Annotated in this window: 19 protein-coding genes and 1 pseudogene; 11 read left to right on the forward strand and 9 right to left on the reverse strand. The window is 69.2% G+C overall.

Annotated elements, in window-relative coordinates; genetic code table 11:
- Window positions 1-88 precede the first annotated feature (88 nt).
- Window positions 89-1318, forward strand: a complete 1230-nt coding sequence (locus tag FNH04_RS17590) for a DUF418 domain-containing protein (protein ID WP_152785297.1) — start codon at window positions 89-91, stop codon at window positions 1316-1318.
- A gap of 61 nt (window positions 1319-1379) precedes the next feature.
- Window positions 1380-2567 carry an ABC transporter substrate-binding protein gene (locus FNH04_RS17595; protein ID WP_152785299.1) on the forward strand — a complete coding sequence of 396 codons (1188 nt, stop codon included), beginning with the start codon at window positions 1380-1382 and terminating at the stop codon, window positions 2565-2567.
- Between the two features lie 127 nt (window positions 2568-2694).
- Here FNH04_RS17595 and FNH04_RS17600 read toward each other — a convergent pair whose 3' ends face one another.
- The 4 genes from FNH04_RS17600 to FNH04_RS17615 form a co-directional block, all read right to left on the reverse strand.
- The gene (locus FNH04_RS17600) at window positions 2695-3645 is read right to left on the reverse strand and encodes a zinc-binding dehydrogenase (RefSeq protein ID WP_152785302.1); all 951 of its coding nucleotides are present in this window, start codon (window positions 3643-3645) and stop codon (window positions 2695-2697) included.
- A gap of 12 nt (window positions 3646-3657) precedes the next feature.
- Window positions 3658-4254, reverse strand: coding sequence for a TetR/AcrR family transcriptional regulator (locus FNH04_RS17605; protein WP_152785303.1), 597 nt, complete (start codon window positions 4252-4254; stop codon window positions 3658-3660).
- Between the two features lie 97 nt (window positions 4255-4351).
- Window positions 4352-5452, reverse strand: coding sequence for a saccharopine dehydrogenase (locus FNH04_RS17610; RefSeq protein ID WP_152785305.1), 1101 nt, complete (start codon window positions 5450-5452; stop codon window positions 4352-4354).
- A 101-nt stretch (window positions 5453-5553) separates the two neighbouring features.
- Window positions 5554-7143: a WD40 repeat domain-containing protein gene (locus FNH04_RS17615; RefSeq protein ID WP_152785307.1), complete on the reverse strand. Its 1590-nt coding sequence runs from the start codon at window positions 7141-7143 to the stop codon at window positions 5554-5556.
- Window positions 7144-7269: 126 nt separating this feature from the next.
- Between FNH04_RS17615 and FNH04_RS47650 the strand changes: the two genes are divergently transcribed.
- From FNH04_RS47650 to FNH04_RS49020, 5 genes are all read left to right on the forward strand, one after another.
- Window positions 7270-7632: a barstar family protein gene (locus FNH04_RS47650; RefSeq protein WP_228031458.1), complete on the forward strand. Its 363-nt coding sequence runs from the start codon at window positions 7270-7272 to the stop codon at window positions 7630-7632.
- Window positions 7617-8357, forward strand: coding sequence for an LCP family protein (locus FNH04_RS17620; protein ID WP_265580047.1), 741 nt, complete (start codon window positions 7617-7619; stop codon window positions 8355-8357). Before FNH04_RS47650 ends, FNH04_RS17620 begins: the two co-directional genes overlap by 16 nt.
- Window positions 8358-8377: 20 nt before the next feature.
- On the forward strand, window positions 8378-10180 hold the full coding sequence (locus FNH04_RS17625) for an acyltransferase family protein (protein WP_152785311.1): 1803 nt from the start codon (window positions 8378-8380) through the stop codon (window positions 10178-10180).
- 405 nt (window positions 10181-10585) lie between these two features.
- Window positions 10586-11794: a flavin monoamine oxidase family protein gene (locus tag FNH04_RS17630; RefSeq protein ID WP_194236716.1), complete on the forward strand. Its 1209-nt coding sequence runs from the start codon at window positions 10586-10588 to the stop codon at window positions 11792-11794.
- A 938-nt stretch (window positions 11795-12732) separates the two neighbouring features.
- Window positions 12733-15813 carry an FG-GAP-like repeat-containing protein gene (locus tag FNH04_RS49020; protein ID WP_152785315.1) on the forward strand — a complete coding sequence of 1027 codons (3081 nt, stop codon included), beginning with the start codon at window positions 12733-12735 and terminating at the stop codon, window positions 15811-15813.
- Window positions 15814-15903: 90 nt separating this feature from the next.
- On the opposite strand, the gene FNH04_RS46575 is transcribed toward FNH04_RS49020, so the two are convergent.
- Window positions 15904-16041, reverse strand: a complete 138-nt coding sequence (locus FNH04_RS46575) for a hypothetical protein (RefSeq protein ID WP_194236717.1) — start codon at window positions 16039-16041, stop codon at window positions 15904-15906.
- A 36-nt stretch (window positions 16042-16077) separates the two neighbouring features.
- On the opposite strand from FNH04_RS46575, the gene FNH04_RS17640 reads away from it, so the two are divergent.
- Window positions 16078-16296: a hypothetical protein gene (locus tag FNH04_RS17640; protein WP_152785317.1), complete on the forward strand. Its 219-nt coding sequence runs from the start codon at window positions 16078-16080 to the stop codon at window positions 16294-16296.
- 68 nt (window positions 16297-16364) lie between these two features.
- Here the strand turns inward: FNH04_RS17640 and FNH04_RS46580 are convergent, their stop codons facing one another.
- Both FNH04_RS46580 and FNH04_RS47660 read right to left on the reverse strand, forming a co-directional pair.
- The gene (locus FNH04_RS46580; RefSeq protein ID WP_194236718.1) at window positions 16365-16505 is read right to left on the reverse strand and encodes a hypothetical protein; all 141 of its coding nucleotides are present in this window, start codon (window positions 16503-16505) and stop codon (window positions 16365-16367) included.
- A 367-nt stretch (window positions 16506-16872) separates the two neighbouring features.
- Window positions 16873-17055, reverse strand: a complete 183-nt coding sequence (locus FNH04_RS47660) for an AbgT family transporter (protein WP_265580048.1) — start codon at window positions 17053-17055, stop codon at window positions 16873-16875.
- Between the two features lie 60 nt (window positions 17056-17115).
- Between FNH04_RS47660 and FNH04_RS47665 the strand changes: the two genes are divergently transcribed.
- Both FNH04_RS47665 and FNH04_RS17660 read left to right on the forward strand, forming a co-directional pair.
- Window positions 17116-17892, forward strand: a complete 777-nt coding sequence (locus FNH04_RS47665; protein WP_345669226.1) for a glycoside hydrolase family 15 protein — start codon at window positions 17116-17118, stop codon at window positions 17890-17892.
- Entirely contained in the window at window positions 17889-18371 is a 483-nt protein-coding gene (locus FNH04_RS17660; protein ID WP_152785323.1) for a hypothetical protein, read from the forward strand. Before FNH04_RS47665 ends, FNH04_RS17660 begins: the two co-directional genes overlap by 4 nt.
- Before the next feature lie 594 nt (window positions 18372-18965).
- Here FNH04_RS17660 and FNH04_RS17670 read toward each other — a convergent pair.
- Window positions 18966-19370, reverse strand: coding sequence for a hypothetical protein (locus FNH04_RS17670; RefSeq protein ID WP_228031459.1), 405 nt, complete (start codon window positions 19368-19370; stop codon window positions 18966-18968).
- Between the two features lie 467 nt (window positions 19371-19837).
- Complete coding sequence (locus tag FNH04_RS17675; protein WP_322723223.1) at window positions 19838-22903, reverse strand: AfsR/SARP family transcriptional regulator; 3066 nt, start codon at window positions 22901-22903, stop codon at window positions 19838-19840.
- A 179-nt stretch (window positions 22904-23082) separates the two neighbouring features.
- Between FNH04_RS17675 and FNH04_RS17680 the strand changes: the two are divergent.
- A pseudogene (locus tag FNH04_RS17680) lies at window positions 23083-23466 on the forward strand (tetratricopeptide repeat protein); the annotation flags it as partial.

Consider the following 23466-nt stretch of genomic DNA (forward strand, 5'->3'; position numbering starts at 1 on the left):
CTCGGGGGGTGGGTTCCCGACGGGTGGCGGGGTGGCACTGGACAGTCGTCGGATACTCCGGGCCCGGTCCGCTCTCCAGCCTGGAAACATGACCCAGAACGCAGACGGCACGGCACTCACGGCGCCGGCCCGCGCCCCCGAGGCGGTCCGAGTCCCCGAGGCAGTCCGACTCCCCGTCGGACGCCTGATCGGCGTGGACCTCGCCCGAGGGCTCGCGGTGTTCGGCATGTACGCGGCCCACGTCGGCCCCGACCCCGCCCGGGGCGGTGTCATCGGGCACCTCATGGAACTGGCGCACGGCCGCGCCTCCGCGCTCTTCGCCTTCCTGGCCGGATTCTCGATCATGCTGATCACCGGCCGCCGTACCCCGAAGACGGGCCGGGCGGGCCGGCAGGCGGTCGCCAAGGTGGTGATCCGGGCGCTCGTCCTGCTGGTGCTGGGCACCTGGCTGACCTCGACCGGCACCCCGGTCGAGGTGATCCTCGCCTTCTACGGCCTGTACTTCCTGCTCGTGCTGCCGCTGTACCGGCTGAGCGCGGTCCCGCTGGCGGTCATCGCCGGGGCCGGTGCGCTGGTGCTGCCGCAGATCCTGTACGTCGTCCAGCACGCGCTCCCCGCAGAGGGCGCCGAGGGCGTCTGGGCGTGGCCCGCGGACGCGGACGGCATCGTCTCGCTCCTGTTCACCGGCAGCTACCCGGCCCTGACCTGGATTCCCTTCGTCATCGCCGGCATGGCGGTGGCCCGGCTCGACCTGGCCGCCACCGCCGTACGGATACGCCTGGCCGTCACCGGTCTCGCCCTCGCCGTGATCGGCTACGGCGGCTCCTGGCTGGCCCTGCACCTGGTCCCGGGTGCGCTGTCGAAGCTGAGCGCCGACAGCTGGGGCGAAGGCGTGGGCGGCTCGGCGTCGTCCGCCTGGTGGTCCGACACCTGGGGCTACCCCGACGGCACCACCCCGGCGGGCCTGCTGGTCGCCTCGCCGCACAGTGAGACGACCCTCTCCATACTGGGCAACACCGGCGTCGCGATCGCGGTCCTGGCCGGCTGCCTCGCCGCCGTGGACGCCTTCCCCCGCTTCCACCGCCTCGCCCGCCCGGTCATCGCGGTCGGCACGATGTCCCTGACCGCCTACGTCTTCCACATCGTCGGCATCCGCCTCCTCGGCATCGAGGAACTGCCGGGCTCCCCCCTGCACGTCCTGCTGGGATTCATCGCGGCCGTGACCGTGTTCGCCACCCTCTGGTCGCGCTACTTCCGCCGCGGCCCCCTGGAGTGGCTCCTCGGCAAGGCCACCAAGCCGGCCGAACTGGTCCGCTGAGCGACAACACCGGCCGAACCCGAACCCGTAGCTGCCATCCCGTGAAGGAGATCCCTTTTCTATGCCGTTCAACCCGTTGCAGAAGCAGAACCCGCGACCGCTTTGCCTCTCCAGAACCCTCGTGGCGGCCGGAGTCGCCACGAGCGTGGCCGCCGTAGGACTGACCCTCGGGGCAGCCGCCGACTCCGGCGCCGGGACCGGGACCGGGACCGGGACCGGGACCGGGACCGGGAGTGAGGAGACCAGGTCGCTTGAGCAGCTGTACGCGGAGGCGAAGGCGGAGGGCGGCAAGCTGGTCGTCTACGCCGGCGGCGACTGGAAGGACCAGCAGGACGAGACCAAGGAGGCGTTCGAGAAGCGTTTCCCTGGCATCAAGGTCGAGATGGTCGTCGACTACAGCAAGTACCACGACGCGCGCATAGACAACCAGCTGGCCACGGGCACGCTGGTGCCGGACGTGGTCCAGCTCCAGACCCTGCAGGACTTCCCGCGATGGAAGAAGGAGGGAGCGCTGCTGGCGTACAAGCCAGCTGGCTTCGGCAAGGTCTACGACAGGTTCAAGGACAAGGAGGGCGCCTGGGTCGCCACGGATGTCCTGGCCTTCGGCGCCGCCTACAACAAGGACCTGGTCGGCAAGAACGCGCCCCGCAGCGTCAAGGAGTTCGCGGATGCCAGGTGGAAGGGCAAGATCGCCTCGGCGTATCCGAACGACGACGACGCCACGCTGTTCCTGTACAGCCAGTACGTGCAGCGGTTCGGGTGGAACTGGCTGGCTGGCATGGCGAAGAACACCGAGTTCCTGCGCGGCTCCGACTCCGCGGGCAACCAGATGACCACCGGGAAGAAGGCCATCGGTCTCGGAGGCTGGGTCGCCCCGGACGCCGGCAAGGACCCCGCCGCCGAGACCGTCGGCATGCTCCCCGACACCAACGACCCGTTCGTGGCCTGGGGACAGCGCGAGGCGATCCTCAAGGAGGCGAAGCACCCGGCCGCCGCCAAGCTCTTCCTCAACTGGCAGCTGTCCAAGGAGCGGCAGACCAGCGACGGGTGGTCGGTACGCACCGATGTCGCCCCGCCCGCCGGCCTGAAGAGGGCCTGGCAGTACAAGAACGCCAACGTCGATGCCTTCCCCGCCTTCATGCGGGACCGGGCCGCCGCCGAGCGCCTCCGCCAGCAGATGACGGTCTACATCGGCGAGGTCAGGGGCGCCCCGACCCCGGGCCGTCTGGGCCCCCATCCCGGCCGCTGAGCGGGGAAGCGGCCGTCCCCGCGAGGCCGTCAGGGGCGTGCGGCCCGCAGCAGGGCGTCGAGTGGTCGATCGGCCGGGTTCGTCATTCCTTCGTGGCGGTCGGCGGCGCGCCATGGGCATATGGTCGTCAGTCCGGCGGCCAAGTGACGATGATCTTGCCGAGTCGCTCGTTCCGGGTCAGGTCGGTGAAGGCCGTGCGGAGGTGGGCGATGTCGTGGGCCGCTTCCACGACGGGCGTGATCGCACCGCGGGTGACCATCTCCAGGATGCGGGTCTGCGCCGTGGTGGAGGAGTGCGGGACGTAGACGAGCGGTGCCTTTCTCCTGCTGAACAGGGCTGCTGCCATGCCCGCGAGGTCCTTGTGCGGATTGACGTTGACGAAGGTTCCCGTCCGGGTCAGCTTCTTCCCCACCTGGCTGAAATGCAGCCTCCCCGAGAGGTCGAAGACGACGTCATAGGTGCCGGTCAGGTCCTCGAAGGTCGTGTCGCGGTAGGAGTGGACGGTCCTCGCGCCGAGTTCCTTCAGACGCGGTGCGGAGTTCCGGCCGCCGATCGCGGTGACGTCGGCGCCAAGGGCGGCTGCGATCTGCACGGCGTACACGCCCACGCCGCCACTCGCACCAACGACGAGGACGCTGTCCCCGGGGCGCGGTGCGGCCTTGTCCAGGCCGGTCAGGGCAGTCTCCGCGCCGATGGGCAGCGCGGCGGCCGGGGTGAAGTCGAGGGTGTCGGGGAGTTCGGCGAGGTACTCCTCAGGGGCAGCCACGTACTGGGCCAGGGCCTTCTCACCCTTCGTCAGATGAGGGCCGCCCATGACCCGCTGCCCCCGTGTGAAGCGTCGGCCGTCGGAGCGGACGACACCGGAGAACTCCAGGCCCAGGTTGACCGCTCTCCGTCTGGTCCTGCGGGTCAGTGAACGCGGGTCGTCGTTCTGGACGAACCCCTTCTCCCAAGCGCTCAGGGCGACGGCCCTGACCTCGACGAGCACCTCGCCGTCGGCGGGCCGCGGGGTGGGGACTGTACCGAGGCAGAGCTTCTCGGCACCCTCCTTGGTGGGGTCGATCAGGACCGCTTCCATACGGAGTTCTCCTCACACCGTTGCCGGAAAGAGCCGCACCAGCACCTCCACGGCCTCGTCCTGGCGCAGGCGCCCGGCGATGACCGCTTCGCACAGGCGGTCCGCGGCTCCCAGGAAGGCCGTGGTCAGGGCGTACGCGGTGCGCTGGTCGAGCCCGACCAGCTCGGCCACAAGGGGGCAGTAACGTTCGGCGTCGTCGGCGAACACGGCGCCGGGGCGCTCGCCCGCGGCGACGAGAGCGGCGCCGATGTCTGCGTGGAGGGCGCCGTTCTCCAGCGTGCACGCGATGTAGGCATCGCACAGTGCCCGGAGCGCGCTGTCGGCCGCGGTCCCGGTTTCCCGGTAGGCGGCCATCACCTCCATGACGGTTTCCTCGTACTCGGCACCCACACGCTGGAACATGGCGGCCAGCAGCCCGGCGAGGGAGCCGAAGTGCTGGTAGGCGATGGGCTTGCTGACACCGCAGGCATCCGCGAGCCGGGCCAGTGTCAGGGAACCAGCCCCCTCCTCCCGCGCCGTACGCAGCGCGGTCTCCAGCAACAACTCCTTCCGTGTCGCGGCCGACACCCGCCGCCGCTTCACCGGACTCTCCGAGCCGGCCCCTCCCATGTACGCCCCTCTCGCTCCGGACCCCAGCGTTATTACCGTTCGTAACTTACAGACCGTAGCTTAGGGCACAACGGGAAACCGGCACGTGTCTTGCCCCCTATGCCGTCCGGGCCGGAGCGGCTGAACCGGCTTGGCTTCGGGAGAGTTCCGTGAACCGCACGCCCATCGACTCCATGGCGGCGACATCGGCCATGACGTCCTTCGCATCCTCGGGGAAGGAGATTCCCGGATTGGGCTGGTCGCGACCGTTCAGCCCCAGCACACGTTCCAACTGCGTCACCGCGCCGGCTGCCGTGAGATGGGCTTGCCCTTCGGGGTCCTTCACCAGGATTCTGCGGGTGTCCGGGCCGTTCTTGATGGTGACGACGAACTCGTGCGGGGCGCCGTCCTTCTCTCCCGGGCTGTGCAGGATCCCGAACCTGCGCTCTTTTGAAAGCCTCGCCCACAGACCGGAGTTCACCAGCGCGGTGAACGCCGCGTTGGTGGGACGGTTGTCGAAGGCCATACGCACCGACACTCCTCGCGCGTGACCCGTGGTGACCAGTGTTGCCTGCTCAGGGCTACTGAAGAGGCTGCAGGAACGGGTCTGTCCGTTACTGAACGTCACCGGACGAGGTTCCGACATGCCTCGCACGGTGCGTGCCTCGCCGCGCTCCCAGAGCTCGAACGGCAGGTGCACGTCGACGAAGCCGGTCGCAGAGTCAGGGCCGGTCTTGTCCTTAAGGCTCAGCAGGATGTCGATGTCGACATGATCGGCCGGCACGCCCCCTCCGTGCGCCGCTGCGGTCACCGCGGCCGCGCTCGCCATCCAGCCCGAGGCGAGGACGACCGGAGCCGTCACCCGCTCCTGTGCCAGTGTCCGATGCGCGTCCTCGATGCGCGCCAGCCAGCGGGCGATGTCGACGAGAGGGATGCCCCGCCGGGCGGCGGAGTGCAGCAGGCGGTCGTTGTGATCATTGACGGCCACCACGACCGCGGCCGGCAGCGGGTCGACGTCGGCGAGTGGGTCATCGTCGGTGACATCGATCCGCAGCGCACCCGCGAGACCATGGAGCCGTGCCGCCGCCTCCGCTGTGACGAAGCGTCGGCCTCCGACGACGACATCCACGTCCGGATGCCTGCGGGCGATCAGATCGCTGATGAGCATCCCCACTGTGCCGTATCCACCCACCACGAGAACCCTGTTGCTCTTCGCCATCTCACAGACTCCATAAGTTACGATAGGTAAGTTACTAGTCGTAACTTAACATGAGGCCGACAGGCGAAGGAAGCGGGACACCGGATGTCCGGCCTGCTCGGTCATGGACGGTGCCCGCACACTTTCCGGTACTCCGTATCCGGCGCGTACGTCTGCCACTGGGCTCGGGTCAGCGATGTTCCCGCTCGGGCGCACACGCTCCGGATCGCCTGGGCGGGGTCGATGTCGTAGCGGCGGAGGGGAGCGTGGGCGCTGCTCGTGTACAGCGTGCGGCTGTCGGCGCTGAAGGCGAGCGACCCGATCGCCTCCCCCTGGGTCGGCAGGGGTACCCCGAGGGGCTGCTGGGTCGTCGTGTCCCACAACTGGAGCGTCCCGGCATCGCCGCCGACGGCAAGGGTGCGGCCGTCGGGACTGAGGGCGAGGACGCTGACGGCCTCGGGGGTGTCGGTGCGCGAGTCCGGGAAGACGTCGCGCAGGATGCCGGCACGTCGGCGCAGGTCGCCGTCCCACAGGGCGACGCGGCCGGTGTAGTCGCCCGCGGCCAGCCTGGAGCCGTCGGCGGTGAAGGCGAGGGCTCGGATCCCTCCGCCCCGCACCAGGTCCAGGTCCCTCGCGCGGCCGGACGTGTCGCCATTCCAGTCCTTCGTCACGTAGCTGTGGCCGCCGGCACCGAAGGCGATGCCTGTGCTGTCGCCGGGCAAAGGCCGGGAGAAGCCGGTCCAGCGTCCGCGCCGGGTGTCCCACAGCCTGACACCCTGGCTCGTGGAGAGGGCGAGCACCTTGGCGTCGGGGCCGACAGCCAGGACTTTCGCCCCGGACGGCAACGGGCCGGAACCGGTACGTCGGTGTGTGGCGACGTCCCAGGTCCGCCAGGCCCGGCCGTCCGCCCCGAGCAGAGTCCGGCCGGAGTCGGTCAGGAAGCCGGAGGCCCGATCGGTCGGCAGGGGTCCGGTGAAGGCGTCGAGCTCGGGCTGGGCGAGGGCGCCGAGCAGGGCGCGGCGGGACTCGGGCAGTGGGGAGATGTCCCAGGCAGCGGCGCCGAGCAGCATCGCGGTGCGTGGGTCGGTCGTACGAAGTGAGTCGGCGACGTCGGCCACGCGGCGGGCGGCGGTGTCGGTGCGCTGCCGGTCGCCTGCGCGGGCCTGCGTCCAGGCGACCAGGCCGGACACCAGGGCCACGACGAGGACCGACGCCAGCGAGCCCAGCAGGATCCGGGAGCGGCGGGCGGCTCTGGCGGCCGTACGGCGTTCCGCGTCGCGGGCCTCCAGGGCCGCCGTGAGGAATCCGCGCTCGACCGCGGTGAGCGCGCTGTCCTGGGCGAACAGCTCCTCCGCCCGGTCGAGACGGGTGCCCCGGTACAGGGCGCCGGGGTCGCGGTGGGCCTCCAGCCAGGCGTGCGCGGCCTCGGTCAGGCGCCGGTGGTGGCGCAGCCGATCCCGGTCCTCCTCCAGCCAGTCGGCCAGGCGGGGCCAGCAGGTCAGCAGGGCCTCGTGGGCGATCTGGGCACCGTCCTCGTCGGTGGTCAGCAGCCGGGCTCGGGCGAACTGGTCGACCACCGTCGCCACCGTGGAATCGGCCCATTCACCGAGTTCCGTCCGGGTGAGAGGGCGTCGCGTGCCAGGTGTGCCCCGGCCCGGTTCGACCATCCGCAGCAGCAGCCGACGGGCGGCGGTCACGTCACGTTCGACCACTACCAGTCGTTCTACTACCTCGGCCACTTCTAGGCACCGGAACTGAACAGACCGCGGGGTGGGGCGGACAGGGACCCGATCCCGATCCGTCCACCCCACCCCCGTACCCGAGGAGGAGGGGTCACCTTGACCGCTACGACAGCCTGGATCCGTTCCTTGACCGAGATGGCGCCCGACACCCCGACGACACGCGGGGAGGTGCGCGGCTCCCGCTGCCGCACCAAGCAGGACCTGTTCACCGAATGGGCCGCCGGGCTCGGCTTCCCGGACCACTTCGGCCACAACTGGGACGCCTTCCACGACTGCCTCCGCGACATCCTGCCCAGCGCCGGCGTCGTGCCGCTCGGCCAGGAGGCTCGCCCGCCTGCCGTGATCGTCCTCCGAGAGGTGTGCTGCTGCTCGGGTCGGATTCGCGGTCGGGAGCCAACCGTGCGTATGGCCGTGACGAAGGCAACGCCCGCTCCGACACGGCCATGGTCGTCCACATAGCCAAGGGCCGCAGGGACGCCTCGGTGATCAGCATCCCCCGGGACACCCTGGTCGACCGGCCGGCCTGCCCCACCAAGTCGTCAGTCGTTCCAGCCGCGCGGGCGGTGATGTTCAACTCCGCCTACGAGGCCGGTGGCGTGACCTGCACGGTCGCCACTGTCGAACTTCTGTCCGGTCTGCGGATGGATCACGTCGTGGAGATCGACTTCACCGGTTTCAAGAAGCTGGTCGACACGCTGGGCGGCGTGCGGGTCGACGTCCCGCAGGACATCCGCGATCCGTACAGCCACGCCCGTCTGTCCAAGGGAACGCAGCGCCTGAACGGCGAACAGGCCCTCGGCCTTGTACGGACCCGGCACGGCGTCGGCGACGGCAGCGACCTCGGCCGTATCAAGCTCCAGCAGACCTTCATGAAAGCCCTGATCACCCAGATACGTTCCACCGACCTGCTGACCGATCCCGTGCTGCTATACCAGCTGCTCGACGACCTCACCAGTGCCCTCACCACGGACAAGGGACTCGGCTCACTGTCGGCGCTGACCTCCTTCGCCCGCTCCGTTGACGGTCTGGACGCCGACCAGGTTGACTTCCGCACCCTGCCGGTCGCCCCTGCCCCGCAGGACCCCAACCGGGTCGTCCCCCAGCAACCACAGGCGAAAGCCGTGTGGCAGGCACTGAGCGCGGACCGGCCCTTGCCCACCCGGAGCGAAGAGGGTGGCCAGTGACCGACACCAGGACCCTAGTGATGAACAACACCAGGACCCTCGTGAGAGACGGCAGGACCCTCGTGATGAGGCGCCCCGCCGACCATGAGCTCACCCCCGCCCGCCCCTCCTCCTACCTGCACGGGCTCGACGGTGTCCGGGCGATGGCCGTCGTGCTCGTCGTCGTGTACCACGTCGCCCCCTCCTGGCTGCCCGGGGGCTTTCTCGGCGTCGACGTGTTCTTCGTCCTCAGCGGCTACCTGATCACCGACCTGCTGTGCGCCGAGCGGCAACGTACCGGTCGTATAGCCCTCGGCCAGTTCTGGATACGGCGGGCCCGACGGCTGCTTCCCGCGCTGGTGACCCTCCTGGTCACCGTGACCGCCGTGGCGGCGCTGTGGCGTCCGGAACGGATCGACACCTCCGGTCGGGACGTGCTGTCGGCGCTCACCTTCACCAACAACTGGTGGCAGATCAGCACCGACGCCTCCTACTTCGCCTCCTTCGGCCCTCCTCCCCTCTTCCAGCACCTGTGGACGCTCGGTGTGGAGGAGCAGTTCTATCTCGCCTGGCCCCTGGTGATCCTGAGCCTGCTGTGGATGACCCGTTCCCGGGTACGCAGCCGGGCACGGGTGGCCGTCGTCCTGGCGGGAGCGATCGTGTCCCTGACCGCGATGGCACTCATGCACCGGCCCGGCGAGGACGCCTCACGGGTCTACTTCGGCACCGACACCCACGCCTTCGGTCTCCTCCTCGGAGCCGCTCTCGCGCTCGCCGTCCCCTCGGCCCATGCCTGGAAGCACCGCTGGGCACGATTCGTCTGCGGGGCGGCCGGTGTTCTGGGGTGGGTCGTCCTCGGAGGGCTGGCCGGAGGACTCCACTCCGACTCCGGATACCTGTACCCGTGGGGCTTCGCCGCCGCCGCGTGCGCGGCCGGAGCCGTAGTCGTGTCCGCCTCTCGGGCCGGCTCGGTCTTCGCCACGCTGCTGGGCGCCTCGTGGCTGCGCTGGATCGGGCGCCGGTCCTACGGGATCTATCTCTGGCATCTGCCGCTGATCGCCCTGGCCCTGCCGGACGGCCACACGGCGGCCCAGGCCACGCGGAACGCTCTGGCCGCGGCACTCCTCTCCCTGCCGGTGGCGGCCGCCTCCTACCGCTGGGTGGAGGAACCGTTGCGCCGCTCGCGTCCGCGCGACGGACACGGGTCGTCGCGGCTCCCGCGCGCGATGGTGGCTCTGGCGGTGCCGGCCGTGATCGTCGCCGTCTGGGGTCTCAAGACGGCCGACGGCGGCAACAACGCCGCCGACCAGATAGCCGCGGGCCAACGCGCCGTCCACAGCGCGCAAACGCCGTCCCCGGCCGCCTCCCCGCACCCCCACGCCAAAAGGATCACGGCCCTGGGCGACTCCGTCATGCTCGCCTCGGCCCCGGCGCTCAAGGAGCGTTTCCCCGGCATCGTCATCGACGCCAAGGTCAGCCGCCAGTTGGCCGTCGCCCCTGACGAGGTGCGATCCCTCAGCGAAGCCGGCCACCTGAACCAGATCCTGCTCATCGGCCTGGGCACGAACGGGCTCGGCGGCCGGCAGGAACTCGAACAGGTCGTCAAGGCAGCGGGCCCCCGCACCGTCGTCCTGGTCACCGTGCACGGACCCGTCACCTGGAAGGACCGGGTCAACACCGCCATCCGGCAGACCGCCGAGGCGCACTCGAACGTGGTGGTCGCGGACTGGGACCGCGCCATCCAGGGCAAGGACGACCTCCTCGCGGACGACGGCATCCACCCCGGTCCCACGGCCGCGAAGCTCTATGCGAAGACAGTGGCGCAGGCACTGAAACGGAGGTGAAACGTCCGGTGTGAGGAGACAGTTGCGCCGACGGGACACGGCACCGGCGGCCGAACCCATCGCATCACCCGCCACAACGGACCACGTCCCGGCGGTCCGACCGGCCGGGACGTGCAACGGACGCCGACACCGTCAGTCCTCTGAGCTCCCAGAGGTGCGACCCCACGGCCGGCAGAAAAGGTCGCCGATGCTCGATTTCACGGATTTGGGCCAGGCAAATCACCTGATGTTCCCATGGGCCCCTCTGACCTCACATTTCTCAGAAGAGCTCCGCCACCTCACGGACACCATATGGCTGGTTGGCGGGGGAGCCCCCGCCACCTGGCGGATATGCCTGCCGATCCTGGGCCGCTCAACCTGATTGCGGCGGGCGGCTCGCGCTCGCCGCTCACGGACGGAGAGAGCATGAAACACAGGCGTCCCATTCTCGGCCGTCGACGCTTTCTGATCGGCACAGCGGCCTTAGTCACGAGCGGCTCGCTGGCGGCGGTCACGGCAAACGCCGTGCTTCCCTCAGCCGACCAGCGGGCAGCGGCAACCGATCCCGACGTCCTTGTCATCGGTGCTGGAGTGGCCGGCCTGAGCGCTGCACGGGACATCACCGACGGCGGGAAGAAGGTGCTCGTCCTAGAGGCAAGGGACCGTGTCGGGGGCCGCATGTGGACCGACCGGTCCGACATGTCCATCCCGGTCGAACGCGGCGCAGAGCTTGTTCACGGACCCGAGATATCCACCTGGCAGCTGATCAGGAAGGGAGGTGCGAAGACACACAATCTGCGGACCGAGATCAGCCGCTCGGACCCCGGTGCGCCGTGGGAGAAATCGGTCCCTTCGCTGGAAGGCGGGCCCGGCGGGGACTTCCGGGTCATCGGGGGCTACGACCAGATCCTGAAGCCGCTGGCCGACGGACTGACCATCCAGCTGAACACGGTGGTGCGGCGCATCGATTACTCTCCCACCGGAGTAGTGGTGCAAGCCGAACGGGACGGTCAGGCGGTCACGTTCAAAGCGCGGGCAGCGGTCATCGCACTCCCGGTCGGGGTCCTGCAGAAGGACGTGGTGGAGTTCTCGCCCGCGCTGCCCGCGGACAAGACCGCCGCGTTCAAGGCCGTCAAGCACCACCCCGTCTCCAAGATCCTGATGGAGTTCGCCAAACCAGTGATCCCGGAGAACGCGGATGTCGTCAGCGGGCTTCCCAACAACCCCGGGCTCCTGTGGAATTCGTCGGCCGGTGTTCCCGGCTTCACCGGGCAGGTCGTCGTCGGCTGGGCAGAAGGCGACACAGCGGCGGAACTACTCGCGCTTCCAGCAGAGCAACGTCTCAGGCAGGCACTCGAGGCGGTACGGGGAATGGCAGGCCAACCCGACCTCATGTACACCAAGGCCAGCCAACACGACTGGGCGAACGATCCGTTCGCGTTGGGCGGCTACGCACTCGACGCTCCCGGCGGACCTGTGATCTACCGGCCGGTCGATGGCGTGTTGTTCTGGGCCGGAGCGATCACCGACCAGATCGAGCGCTCCTACGACAGCGGCAAGACCGCTGCGGCCGACGTACTCCGGAGCCTCTCGGCCTCCGGCCAAGGCTCCGCGTCGGGCTCCTCAGGAACATGATCCAGACACGGGCTGAGCCGTTTGACATCCACTGAATGCAGTTCAGCCTGAAATCGCCCGTCCTGGGGCTGGCATGGGCGAGGGCTGAGAGGGCGGTATGTGAGTTCAAGTGGTCCGAAGCTTCGGACATCGACAAGTCCCCCAGCGCGGCGGCCCTGGAGTACGCCCTTCTGAGGCCGCCAGGGCACATCCAGCAGGCCAAGGCCGCCCGCCGGGCCACACTGCCCGCCTCTGACCTCCTACGCTGCAGCGGGAGTGTGCATCTGCAAGCCCACACGTCGGGGACAAGCCCAACCCGGACGTGCAGCACCACAACGGACTGGTCGAGCTACCGCACAGCATCCCAGTACGAGCTCGTGCCCAAAGCGTGCCCATAAGACCGGACAACCACGGTAAACAGCGGCGCAATGCCAGCCCTCGAAGCCGCACTGAAAGCGACGTTTCCGCAGGTCAGAAGCTAATCCGCCGTCTGAGCGCCGTCGCTTCCCAAGCTGAGAGCGCGAGTTCGGTTCTCGTCACCCTCTCCATGATTGAGGCTCAGGCCGGCGGCCTGGGGTTATGCGTTGCCGATGATTTTGACCGGTTTCCCGTCTGCCGAGCACGCGCCGAACGTCCACACATGCGGAGCCATGCTCGTACCCCGTCATCGCTGCCATGGCTTGGGCACTGCCGCCAGGCCTCCAGCAGGCGAAATGGGGCGACAGGGAGGCAGCAACGTCCCTGTGATGTTTGAGCACGGAGTTGCGCTGGGTAAGCCGGGGGCCTCGCACAGCGCCACGTCGATGTGCGCTGCATGCGCGGCGTGTCCGTGTGTGTCCGCGTCGAGCTGCCTCCTCACCAGCCGCAAGTTGGAGGTATGCGTGACAGGGCGACACTCGCCGGGCCGTAGACGACGCAGGTTCATACGCACGGGCATCGCCACTGCCGCCGCGCTCGCGGTGGCCGGTGGCGCCGTCCCGTTCCTGCTCCAAGGAGCGCAGGCCGAGGCGGCCCCGGTCACCGTCGACGCGCCCGACCGCTATCTGCCGCGTGGCAACGCGCTGTACGCCGCGGGCCCCGACGGACAGCTCGAGCGGACCGAGCCCGACGGCTCCGGAACGGGCATCGGCCGCTACCGCTGGGTGCCCACCGACGGGGACCCGGTCGAACTCGGCAGCCAGGCTCAAGCCGAGTCCGGGGCCGTGACCGGCGCCGGATCCAACACCGTCGGCATCTACGACGAAGCCGCACGCACCGTCACCCTCAAGGACCTCAAGGCCGGGACCTCGACCGAGATCACCTTGCCCGAGGGACAGAAGTACCTCGGCACGTACGGCACCGCCGTGCTGACCGGCGTCTGGGCCGCCGGCGCCGAGCGCGGCGATCTGCACATCCTGCGTGCCGACGGTTCCGGCACCGCCGACACTCCGGTGGCCGGGCTGGACGCGGGCGCCATCGCCGGCCACACCGTCCAGGGCGGCGACGCCACGACGCTGGCCGTGCACTACTTCGTCGAGGGGCGTGGGTCGTCCCTGGGGCTGCTCGACCTGGAGAGCGCGACGATCACCGCGTCGCTGGGCGGCGTCAGCGTCGACGCGGACTCCATGGCGGTGTTCTCGCCCGACCGCATCGCCTTCTACAACGACGACATGTACGGCGTACGCGTCTGGGACCGCTCGGACGTCACCAAGGAGCCGGTTTACGTCAAGGTCGGCATGTCCGCGTTCGGGGACAGCGAGGAGACCAAGGGCAAGCCGGTCATCGGCCTGTCCGGCGACCACGTCCTGCTCACCCGCAAGCCCGTCTGGGTTCCGGAGTCCGACATCCGCGTACGGCTCGGAAACCCGCTGTACGCCTATCCGTTGGACGGCGGCGAGCGCAGCACCGTGCTGGCGCACGTGCAGCCCCGGATCGTGCAGGCCCCGGGTGGCGGCGCTCTGGTGACCGGCGGCACGGGCGCCGCGGGCTGGGCGGTGCGCAAGGTCGCGCCGGGCGCCGAGGGGGCGCCCGCGGTCACGGCCGTGCACGGCGTGCCGGCGAAGGCGGGCAAGGTCGCGTCCCTGTCCCTGGCCGCCGGGCGTCTCACCACCGCCGAGCCCGACAGCCGTGCGCTGCCCGCGGTGGCGCAGCGCGGCGGCATCACCGTCGGCACCACGGCGTCGCCGGGGACGTGGCGGGTGGTGGCCGAGCCGGACGGATCGGACGCGGCCCAGTTCAAGAGGTACGCGGACGTACGGCCGGTCGGCACCGGTGACGGCCGCTCCGTCGTCCTGGCCGACAACAACGGGAACGATGTGCTGGAGTCCGCCGACGCGGACGGCAAGGTCACCGACCTGACGAAGCTGGCCGGCGCGCCGTACGGCCCCTGGGGCGACGGCAGCAAGGTGCTGTCGGCCTCCGGCCGGTACGTGGTCTACGGGCGGCCCGGCGCGGAGGAGGACAAGTACCTGGTCGACCAGGACGATCCCTCGTACAGCGTCCTCGAAGGCGTGACGAATGCCGCCGTCTGGGGCACCGCGCGGTGGACCGTGGACGGCGCCGGCAACCTCGAGGGCAGGGGCCTGCCCACCGCGTCGGGCACCGCCACCGTCTCCGCCTGCGCCGCCAAGGACCTGCAGGCCGTGGGGCGTTGGGTGTACTGGGAGTGCTCGTCGTCGTTCGAGACGAACCCCGTCGGCGTGTACGACGCCGTGACCGGGACGCGGATGACCCTGCCGCGGCCCGGCAAGCTGGGCGACGGATACGTGGTCTCGTACGACAGCGCGACCCGACGCGTCGAGGTCACCGACTTCCACACCGGGACCGTGGCCGAGCCGCGCACCGTAGAGGAGCTGCCCGCCGACCCCGGCGTCAAGGACCCGGTCAGTGCGGACCCCTACGGCGGGACGTTCGCCTACGCGGTCGGCGACGGACGGGTGCGGATCGCGGACAGCGGCGTGCCGACGTCGCCCGTGAAGAAGATCCAGTCGCGCGTCGAGTCGTCGGTGGACGTCTCCGCCAACTCCGTCGACCGGACCTGGAGCGCCTCCTGGCTGCTCTCCAAGCCGGTCACCGGGGCCAAGGCCGAGATCCTGGACAAGGCCGGGCGCGTGGTGCGCACGCTGACCCCGACCCGCCTCGACGCCTCGCTCGCCACCACCTGGGACGGCAAGGTCAGCGACACCCGGTACGCCACCGACGGCACCTACACCTGGCGGCTGACCGGCACGCCGGCCGACGGGCAGGGTCCGGCGCTCTCCGCCACCGGCACCTTCACCCTGACCGGCGGCGTCCGCCCGTACCACGACCTCAACGGCGGCGCGGGCGACCTGATGACGCTCAGCTCCTCCGGCTACCTCACCACCCACTACGGCAGTGGCGCGGGCGCCTTCGGCAGCAAGGCGTCCGGCTCCGGCTGGCCCGCGGGCACGGTCGCCGTCCCGTTCGGCGACCTCACCAAGGACCGCTGCAACGACCTCCTGGTCCGCATGCCCGACGGCACCCTGCGCCGCTACACGGGCAAGTGCGCCGGCGGCGGCTACAGCCCCAGTGGCAGCTACACGGCACTGGGCACCGGTTGGCAGCAGTACAACGTGCTGACCGCGCCCGGCGACATCACCGGCGATGGCCGTACGGACCTGATCGCGCGGCAGGCATCCACGGGCGACATCTACCTGTACGCCGACAACGGCTCCGGCGGCTTCAAGAGCCGGGTGAAGATCCGTTCGGCCTGGACCACGTACACCCACATCACCGGCGTCGGCGACCTGGGCGGCGACGGCTTCGGCGACCTGCTCGCCCGCCGCAGCGACGGCACGCTCTTCCGCTACGACGGCACGGGCGCGGGCCAGTTCAAGGAGCGGGTCACCGTCTTCACGTCCTGGGGCAACACGTACAACGCGGTGGTGGGCGTCGGCGACATCACCGGTGACGGCAAGGGTGACCTGGTCGTCCGCGACACCTCCGGGAACCTGTACCGCAACAACGGCAAGGGGAACGGCTCCTTCACCTCACGCACGCAGATCGCCACGGGGTGGCAGGGCTACAAGGGCCTGTTCTAGTACTGGAAGACCGCTGAAAGTCCCGGATTCCGGCCCCGACTCGACCGAGTCGGGGCCGGCCTTGCAGGCAGTCGTTTCAAGAGGCCCAGGTCAGTGACCTGGGCCTTGCACCGCGTCGGCCGCGCGCAGGCGCCGCTCGTAGACGTCGAGCCGTCCGGGGTCGGTGTCACTCCGGGCGACGAACTCGCAGGCCGGGGCATGGATGCCGGTCATCGCGTCGATGTACATCCGAGCACGTGATCCGGTACCGACCAGGGCGCCAACATGGCGAACTACTCCGAGGACGGCTCCGCCACCTGCGCCTTCGTCATGCCCTCGACCATCGACGGCAGATCCGCGCACTCCGCCGACCCGCTCGCCAACGACCAGGACTGGCACCTGCTCCTGTGGATGCAGACACAGGAGTGGGCGGGGACGTCTCCCGTAGAGGCCATCGGCACAGCCGGGAGCCAAATGGCGGGACTCCACACTGGGGCTCCTTGAGGAGATCCGATCGCCACGCTCGCGTCCGCGAGAATGCCGGTGACCGGCCGCTGGTGCCCGGCGCCACTTCAGGCGGCCGTTCCGGCTGCGACCTGGTGCGGATCCAGTCCCGCCGGGGCGTCCTGACCCGTGCCTTGCCGGATCTTGCGGAAGCTGCGGCCGCCGTGGAAGAGGACCTGGTCCTGGACAGCGAGCTGGTCGTGCTCCACGAGGGCGGCTCGACGTCACCGCCCTCCAGCAGCGCGCACGCCGACGCGGCCGGAGGGCTGCATAAACGGCCCTCGACCAGCCCACCCAGCCGGGCAGCGGCCGGAGCCGGCTGCGGATGGCCGAGGGGGAGACGCCGTAGGCCAGTGCCAGAGTGACCTCCTCGCGCACTGCCAGTCACGCGGAGACGGCCGAGACCAATAAGTCCATCTCCATCAGGGGCGCCATCGCCTTGCTGGAGTGGTTTCCAGCAAGGCGATGGCGAGGGCCTGACATCGGGCGTCTTACGAGCTGGTTCTGCTGTCCGGACGGGTTGGTGAGGCGGCGGGCCGGTGTTCGGCCGCCGATACCGGTGTGGGGTCGGTGCGGTCAGCCAATCGGCGCGCCCGGGCCCAGCGGCAGGCCCAAGGCGTACCAGAGCGCGAACAGCGCGGTCCAGACGACCATCATCGCCATGGCGGCGGGGAGAGTGAACGACACCAAGGTGCCGATTCCCGCCTTCTTCTTGTAGGTCTGGAGATAGCCGATGGTGAGAACGAAGGTTGCACTCATCGAGGTGATGGAGTTGGTACAGGAGTCCGCGATCTGTCGGGCTACCAAGGCTCGGCGCCCGTGCGCGTCGGCAACGCGGCCGCCGGCCAGCTCCAGCTCGACACCTACGGCGAACTGCTGCAGACCGCCTGGCTGTTCTGCGCCGCAGGCAGCAGGCTGGACCCCGACATCGCCCTCAGACTGGCCGAGACCGCCGACTTCATCTGCACCGCCTGGCGGCAACCCGACGCAGGCATCTGGGAGGTACGCAGTGCCCCGGAGCATTTCACCCAGTCCAAGATGATGTGCTGGATCGCCCTCGACCGCGCCCTCGACCTGGCCAGGCGGGAGCTGATCCCCGGGCGGCACTCCGCTCGCTGGCGGCGAGAGCGACAAGCCATCGCCGAGTTCATCGACGACCGCTGCTTCAGCCCGCATGTGAACAGTTACGTGCGCTCCGCCGACGGCAACGCCCTGGACGCCGGTCTCCTGCTCGGTCTGCTCCACCGCTACCGGCCGCCCGACGACCCACGCATGCGCGGCACCGTCGCCGCCATCCAACGCACCCTCCAAGACGGCCCCTACGTCAACCGCTACCTGCGCCCCGACGGTCTCCCCGGCAGCGAGGGCGCCTTCCTCGCCTGCTCCTTCTGGCTCGCCGAAGCAATGGCCCTGAGCGGGCGCGTCAACGAGGCCACCCACCTCATGGACCAGCTCGTGGCCCTTGCCAACGACGTCGGCCTGTACAGCGAAGAGGTCGACCCCACCAGCGGTGTCTTCCTCGGCAACCTCCCCCAGGGCCTCACCCACCTGGCCCTGATCAGCGCCGCGTGCGCGATCGGGGAGGCGGCACGATGAGTATCTGGGCCGCACTGGCCGGCGGGCTCGTCGGCACCCTGATCCTGACCACCGGCCTGCGCGCAGCCAACGCGGCCAACCTCACCCGCATCGACCTGCCGTTTCTGCTCGGCACCGCCTTCACCAGCAACCGGACGCGTGCCAAGGCCCTCGGCTACGGCACGCACTTCGTCAACGGCCAGGTCTTCGCACTGCTCTACTACGCCGTCTTCACCGCCATCGGGTACAGCAGCTGGTGGCTGGGGGCCGTCTTCGGCCTCGTGCACGGCCTGTTCGCCGCCACCGCGCTGGTCAACATCCTGCTGCCCCTCATCCACCCACGCATGGGCACACCCCACACCAGCGCCCCCGACGTCGCGCTGCTGGAACCACCCGGCTTCCTCATGCTCAACTACGGCCGCGGAACCCCCACCGTCACACTCGCCGCACACCTTGCCTACGGCACCATCGTCGGAGGGTTCCTCGCCTGGCCCGAGTGAAGTCCTGCTGCACGTCCATCGCATGGCCGGCTGCCCCCGCGAGAAATGGGGAGACCGCATCGGGGGCCGGCGGCCGGACTGGCCATCCACTGCCCGAGATCGCCACGACTCCATCCGGCCCCGCGATCCACGACGCCGTGCTCATAGCGTGCCCGTAAGAGCGGACAACCACGGTCAACAGCGGCGCGATCCCACCTGCACGACCGCCGCCAAGAGAAGGCATATATGCAGGTCACGGCCACAGAGCCCGCCCAAGCGGCGCCGCTTCAACTCCTTGTCCAGGAAGGCCGGAAGGACGACGAGGCGTGCGCCCGCATCCGACTTGGTCGCACCGGGGGCACGCTTGCCATTGGTCCGCTCAGGCTCGGCAACCCGGACCCGGATCACGAGACTGTCCAGGTAGACGTCTCGGCGCCGCGGCCCGGCCAGCTCCTCGGGACACATCGGGCCGTAGGAGGATGCCGAAGATCAGACCGAACATGCCCGGGCCTCTCCATGGATCACCGAGAGAACCATGTGCCGTGGTCAGCGGTCCCCTCACGATTACCCCATGGTCCGCCGCCCAGGCCACGCCTGCTCAGGCGGATGAGAGTGCTACCCCTGGCCGGGGGCATTGAAGTTGATCCCGGAGAAGTCACGTCCCTGCACGACCGGGCCGTTCTGAGTGCCGCCGCTCACGGTGTTGTCAGTGTCCCCGTGCCCGGTGTGCAGCCTCTGCGTCTGCTGCTGCCATTGCATCAAGCTGGCCCGGAACAAGGGGTCTTGCTCGGCGCGGCAACTCAGAGCTTCACTGAGCGCCCGCGCTCGCTCCACATCATGGGGAGCCTCGGAGAAGGAGGCCAGTTCGACTTCGCCGGTCACCGGGACCGGCGATCCGGCGGCTTCATCCGCCGGGTTCCTCCGCACCCACCCGCGCAGGGACTCCCAGAGTTGCCGCCCTGCCTCACCGCCCGCCCCGGTCGCCACCGCCACGAGAAGGCTCGCCGAGATCGGATCCACACCAGTACCCCCCAGTCGCTCAACGGAGTCGAACGGATCGGAACGTCATCGTCTCAGAACCACCCGCTCACTGGAGCGATCACCGTCGGCCACATCCGGGGGGGCCGGTGTCCGGTACCGGGCCACGAGTTGGCGACAGATACCGGACACCGGGTCATTCATATGCTCAAGTAGACTGCGCCAGGGCCGCTGGCGATCGCGTATGCAATACACGTCAAGGTAAGTGCCGCAGCGGCGTGCAGGTATTTCACGAAGCCCTGTACCTTTCGGTCTTTCATGTACCACCGGTCATTGTCTGAAGCGCGGGCAAGGCAGAGCTCCGGCCAGGAGTGACGGAGCCGGTGCCTCGCACGCGAGAAAGACTAGCGTCCCGCTCGGGCAGGTGTGCGCATCGATGGCAACACAGTCGAACGCTGCGCCGGTTTACGCGCGCATCCCTGGACTCGGGCCTCGCCGCTCAAATTCTCCTACGGAGTGACTTCGCCCCGAAGTTCGGCCAGCAATCCCGCGGCACGAGCCTCCTCGGCGGGAGCCCCTATGCGCCTACTGACCGCCAGGCTCTCCTCCAGATGAGCCACGGCTTGGGCCATGCGCCCCGCATCCCGTTCGACCAGGGCCAAGTCATAGAGCATGTCGGCCTCTTCACCCGCCGCGTGGATGGCACGTGCCACCTCAAGTGCGGCGACGTGCTGCCACAGGGCCTCATACGTGCGGCCGGCCGCACGGTACGCCCTGCCGATTCGCGTGAGCGCAATGGCCTCTGCGCGCCGGTCTCCAACCTCCCGCAGCACCGGCAGAACCATGCCGTACAACTCAAGCGCTTCATCAGTCCTGCCGAGCGCGTCCATAACGGATGCCACATTCATCTGGAGTATGGCCTTGTCTCTCGGATTTCCCATCCGCTCCGCCACAACCATCGCCTGCCGGTACGTAACTTCGGCAGCCTCTGGGCGCCCCATTCTCTTGTGGAGTTCCGCCGTGTTGTTCAGAGCGCTATACTTTCCGCGCTCGTCCTTTATTGCCGTGAAATCAGCGAGGGCTGCAGTGAAGCACGCCAATGCTTCTTCATTCTCTGCGAGGTGGAGGTGAATTATTCCGAGCAGGTTTCGGCAGCGCGCGATCCGAAGAAGATCTCCTGTTTGCAGAAGAAAATCAATAGATTCTTTCTGGAGTGATCGGGCCAGGGCGTACTCGCCCGTCTGCCACAGGGAAACCGAGAGCTGGTGAATGCACTCGCTCTCCAGTTCCCGGGCCTGCAGAGACCGCGCGACGTCGAGCGCCTCACGCGCGGCCGCAATCGCCTCGCCGTAGCGGGAGCCGTGGGTGTACACCGCGCAGAGGTCGAGCAGGGCTCGCGCCCTGGCCACGCTGTCACCTGCGGCGTTCCAATGGGCTGCGGCGCGCCGCAGCAACGGCTCGGCTGCGGCGAGGTGTCCCTCCATATCCAGGAATCCCGCCAACACATGGACGGAAATGGCGAGTTGGCGTTCTGTGCCATGGTTTACAAGCCAGTCCAGAGTGTCCAGAAGGTTGGCCGACTCGACGATCAGCCACCGCTCTGCCGACTGCGCGTCAGCGATTTCCGGAGATGATGGAGTAGCGGGATCACTGGTGTCGAGATCCGTGCGCGAACGGAAGGGATAGGCCAACCGGTCCGCCCGGTCCGCGGCGTGAACGTAGTGATCCACAAGGCTTTGTACGGCCCGTCGGACATCGTCCTCGGAATCGGTGTCACCGGCCTCGACCAGCGATCGCGCGTAGTCGCGCAGAAGATCATGCATGGTGAAACGGTGTGGAATGGGCTCGGATACGAGGTGGTGAGCCAGAAGTTCTTCGAGTACGCGTTCGGCCGTGTCCAGGGAGAGTCCTGTGAGCGCAGCGATCGCCGCAGGACCGAACTCCACCCCCACATGCAGTCCGATACGGCGGAAGACCAGCTGCTGCTCGGCGTCCAGCGCGTGGTAGGAGACCGCGAAGACATGTGTCAACGTCCTGTCCGCGTCGCGCAGTTGGGACAGATGGCCACCACCGCCGCCCAGCTGACGCAACAGGTCGGACGTGGTCCACGAGGCGCGGGCGAGCAAACGGCTCGCGGCGATCTCGATGGCCAGCGGGAGGTGCCCGCAGATCCGGACGATCTCCGCCACGTCCGACGGATCGGTGTCGCGCTCTCTCCCCAGTCGCTGCGAGAAGAGCGCCGCCGCGTCCTCCGGCGGCAGCACGTCCAGGGAGACCGGCCGTACTCCGGGCAGTCCTGGCAGCCGTCGGCGGCTGGTCACGACGACCGCTGCCGGGGAAGCACCCGGAAGCAGAGGACGGATCTGGGCGGAGGAGGTCGCGTCGTCGAGGATCACCACCATGCGACGGTCACGCGCCACCGAGCGCCACAGTGCGACCAACTCGTCGAGCTCGCCCGGTAGTTCCTTGGTGGCCATGCCGAGCAGCCGCAGCAGTTCGGTTAGTGCCCGGGCCGGCGTCGGCGGTGTCCGGTCGGCAGAACACCCGCCCAGGTGAAGGAAGACGCGCCCGTCCGGGAAATGGTCCCGCAATCGATGGGCCAGATGGACAGCCAGGGCCGTTTTACCGACACCCCCCATTCCATGGATCGCCTCGACGGTGACGACCTCCGAGGCTCCCCGTCCCTCCCGGAGCGCTGAGGTGAGCCGCCGCAGTTCGTCGCGCCGTCCGGCCCACGGAACATCGCGCGGCAGATTGTCCGGAACCCGGCGCGTCGGCCGCGGGGGCGTCTTCTTGTCGCCTCCGGCGCCAGGGAGCAGGGCCGCCGCGGGGGTCCCCGCCAGGATTCCTTGGTGGACTCGGTGCAGCCCGCGGCCGGCGTCGAGACCGATGTCGCGGACGACACGCTGCCGCGTCCGCTGGAGCAGTCTGGTCGCCTCGGCCGTCCGGTTGCTGCCGTACAGGGCGACGGCCAGTCGTTCGGCCAGGGCCTCGTCCGCAGGATGTGCCTCGGCCAACGGCAGGAGCACGGGAACGGCGTCGGTGAACTTCCCTCCGTCGAGGAGGATCTCGGTTCTCGTCATCGCGGCCACGAGACCGGTCTCACTGGTGGCGGCGCGCAGATGCTCGGCCCAGGATCCGGTGATCCCGGCCAGCGGTTCACCGTGCCAGAGGCTGTCCGCCCGGTCCAGCAGGCGCAGGGCGGCATCCTCGTCCCCGCTGTCCCTGAGGGAACGGGCTCGCTCGACGCATCTCGTGTAACAGCGCAGGTCGACCCGGTCCGGGTCGACCTCCAGGGAGTACGAGTTCGTGCGGCTGACGATCGCGGGTGCGTCGCCCCCCGCGATCCGCAGGGCACCTCGGATCCGTGAGATGTGGGCGTGGAGCGCTTCCCTGGCCTTGCCGGGCGGATGCTCGTCCCAGATGCGGTGGATCAGGGTGTCCACGCTCACCGTACGGCCCGCGTCCCAGGCGAGGGCGGCCAGCGTCACCCTCGTTTTTGTCGATCCGAGATCACTACGGCGGCCCGCTGCCCGAATCTCCACCGATCCCGAAAGCCTGATCTCGAACTCCACCAGCGTCCTCCCCGCCGGTAGGCCCTGTGATTGCCGAGCATTCGAGAGTGTCATGAACCTGGCATGACCGACCACAAGAGGGCGCTATGAGCTCAAAATTGACCGATAAATAGCCGTAATAGTTCACACCTTGTCCGGGGCGGGGAGTGACTTCTGAGTAACCGAAAGGAGTTGCGTACGTGCCTGCTTCCTCCTCGGACGGACTCGAGGCGTTGCTGTCGGCCGTGGCCGCCTGCGGTGCCGACCCGGAATGCCCCGCGTGGCGCGATCTGGCCCGAGTGGTGGACACCGCGGCCCGCGCGGACCCTTCGGTGACCCGGCTCTGGCCCCCGCACGCCACGGGGGGACAGCCGACCGAGGCGGCACTCCTCCGGGAACTGGCCCAGCAGCTCCACGCGTTGGCCTCGCACGACACGGCGACACGGCACGCGCTGACCGAATGGCTGCGCCACCATCACGGCCCCGCCCACACGCCGCCCGGCCCGCCGCCCGCGGCGACCACCAACGTCATCAGCGGCGACTCCGTGCTCCACGGCCCCAGCGTGCAGGCCCGGGACATCCAC

Source organism: Streptomyces phyllanthi, assembly GCF_009377205.1.
GTDB lineage: Bacteria > Actinomycetota > Actinomycetes > Streptomycetales > Streptomycetaceae > Streptomyces > Streptomyces phyllanthi.

Coding starts and splice junctions, on each gene's coding strand:
- FNH04_RS17590 (WP_152785297.1), top strand. CDS start 89: ATGACCCAGAACGCAGACGGCACGGCACTCACGGCGCCGGCCCGCGCC.
- FNH04_RS17595 (WP_152785299.1), top strand. CDS start 1,380: ATGCCGTTCAACCCGTTGCAGAAGCAGAACCCGCGACCGCTTTGCCTC.
- FNH04_RS17600 (WP_152785302.1), bottom strand. CDS start 3,645: ATGGAAGCGGTCCTGATCGACCCCACCAAGGAGGGTGCCGAGAAGCTC.
- FNH04_RS17605 (WP_152785303.1), bottom strand. CDS start 4,254: ATGGGAGGGGCCGGCTCGGAGAGTCCGGTGAAGCGGCGGCGGGTGTCG.
- FNH04_RS17610 (WP_152785305.1), bottom strand. CDS start 5,452: ATGGCGAAGAGCAACAGGGTTCTCGTGGTGGGTGGATACGGCACAGTG.
- FNH04_RS17620 (WP_265580047.1), top strand. CDS start 7,617: ATGGTCGTCCACATAGCCAAGGGCCGCAGGGACGCCTCGGTGATCAGC.
- FNH04_RS17625 (WP_152785311.1), top strand. CDS start 8,378: ATGAACAACACCAGGACCCTCGTGAGAGACGGCAGGACCCTCGTGATG.
- FNH04_RS17630 (WP_194236716.1), top strand. CDS start 10,586: ATGAAACACAGGCGTCCCATTCTCGGCCGTCGACGCTTTCTGATCGGC.
- FNH04_RS46575 (WP_194236717.1), bottom strand. CDS start 16,041: ATGTACATCGACGCGATGACCGGCATCCATGCCCCGGCCTGCGAGTTC.
- FNH04_RS17640 (WP_152785317.1), top strand. CDS start 16,078: ATGGCGAACTACTCCGAGGACGGCTCCGCCACCTGCGCCTTCGTCATG.
- FNH04_RS47660 (WP_265580048.1), bottom strand. CDS start 17,055: ATGAGTGCAACCTTCGTTCTCACCATCGGCTATCTCCAGACCTACAAG.
- FNH04_RS17660 (WP_152785323.1), top strand. CDS start 17,889: ATGAGTATCTGGGCCGCACTGGCCGGCGGGCTCGTCGGCACCCTGATC.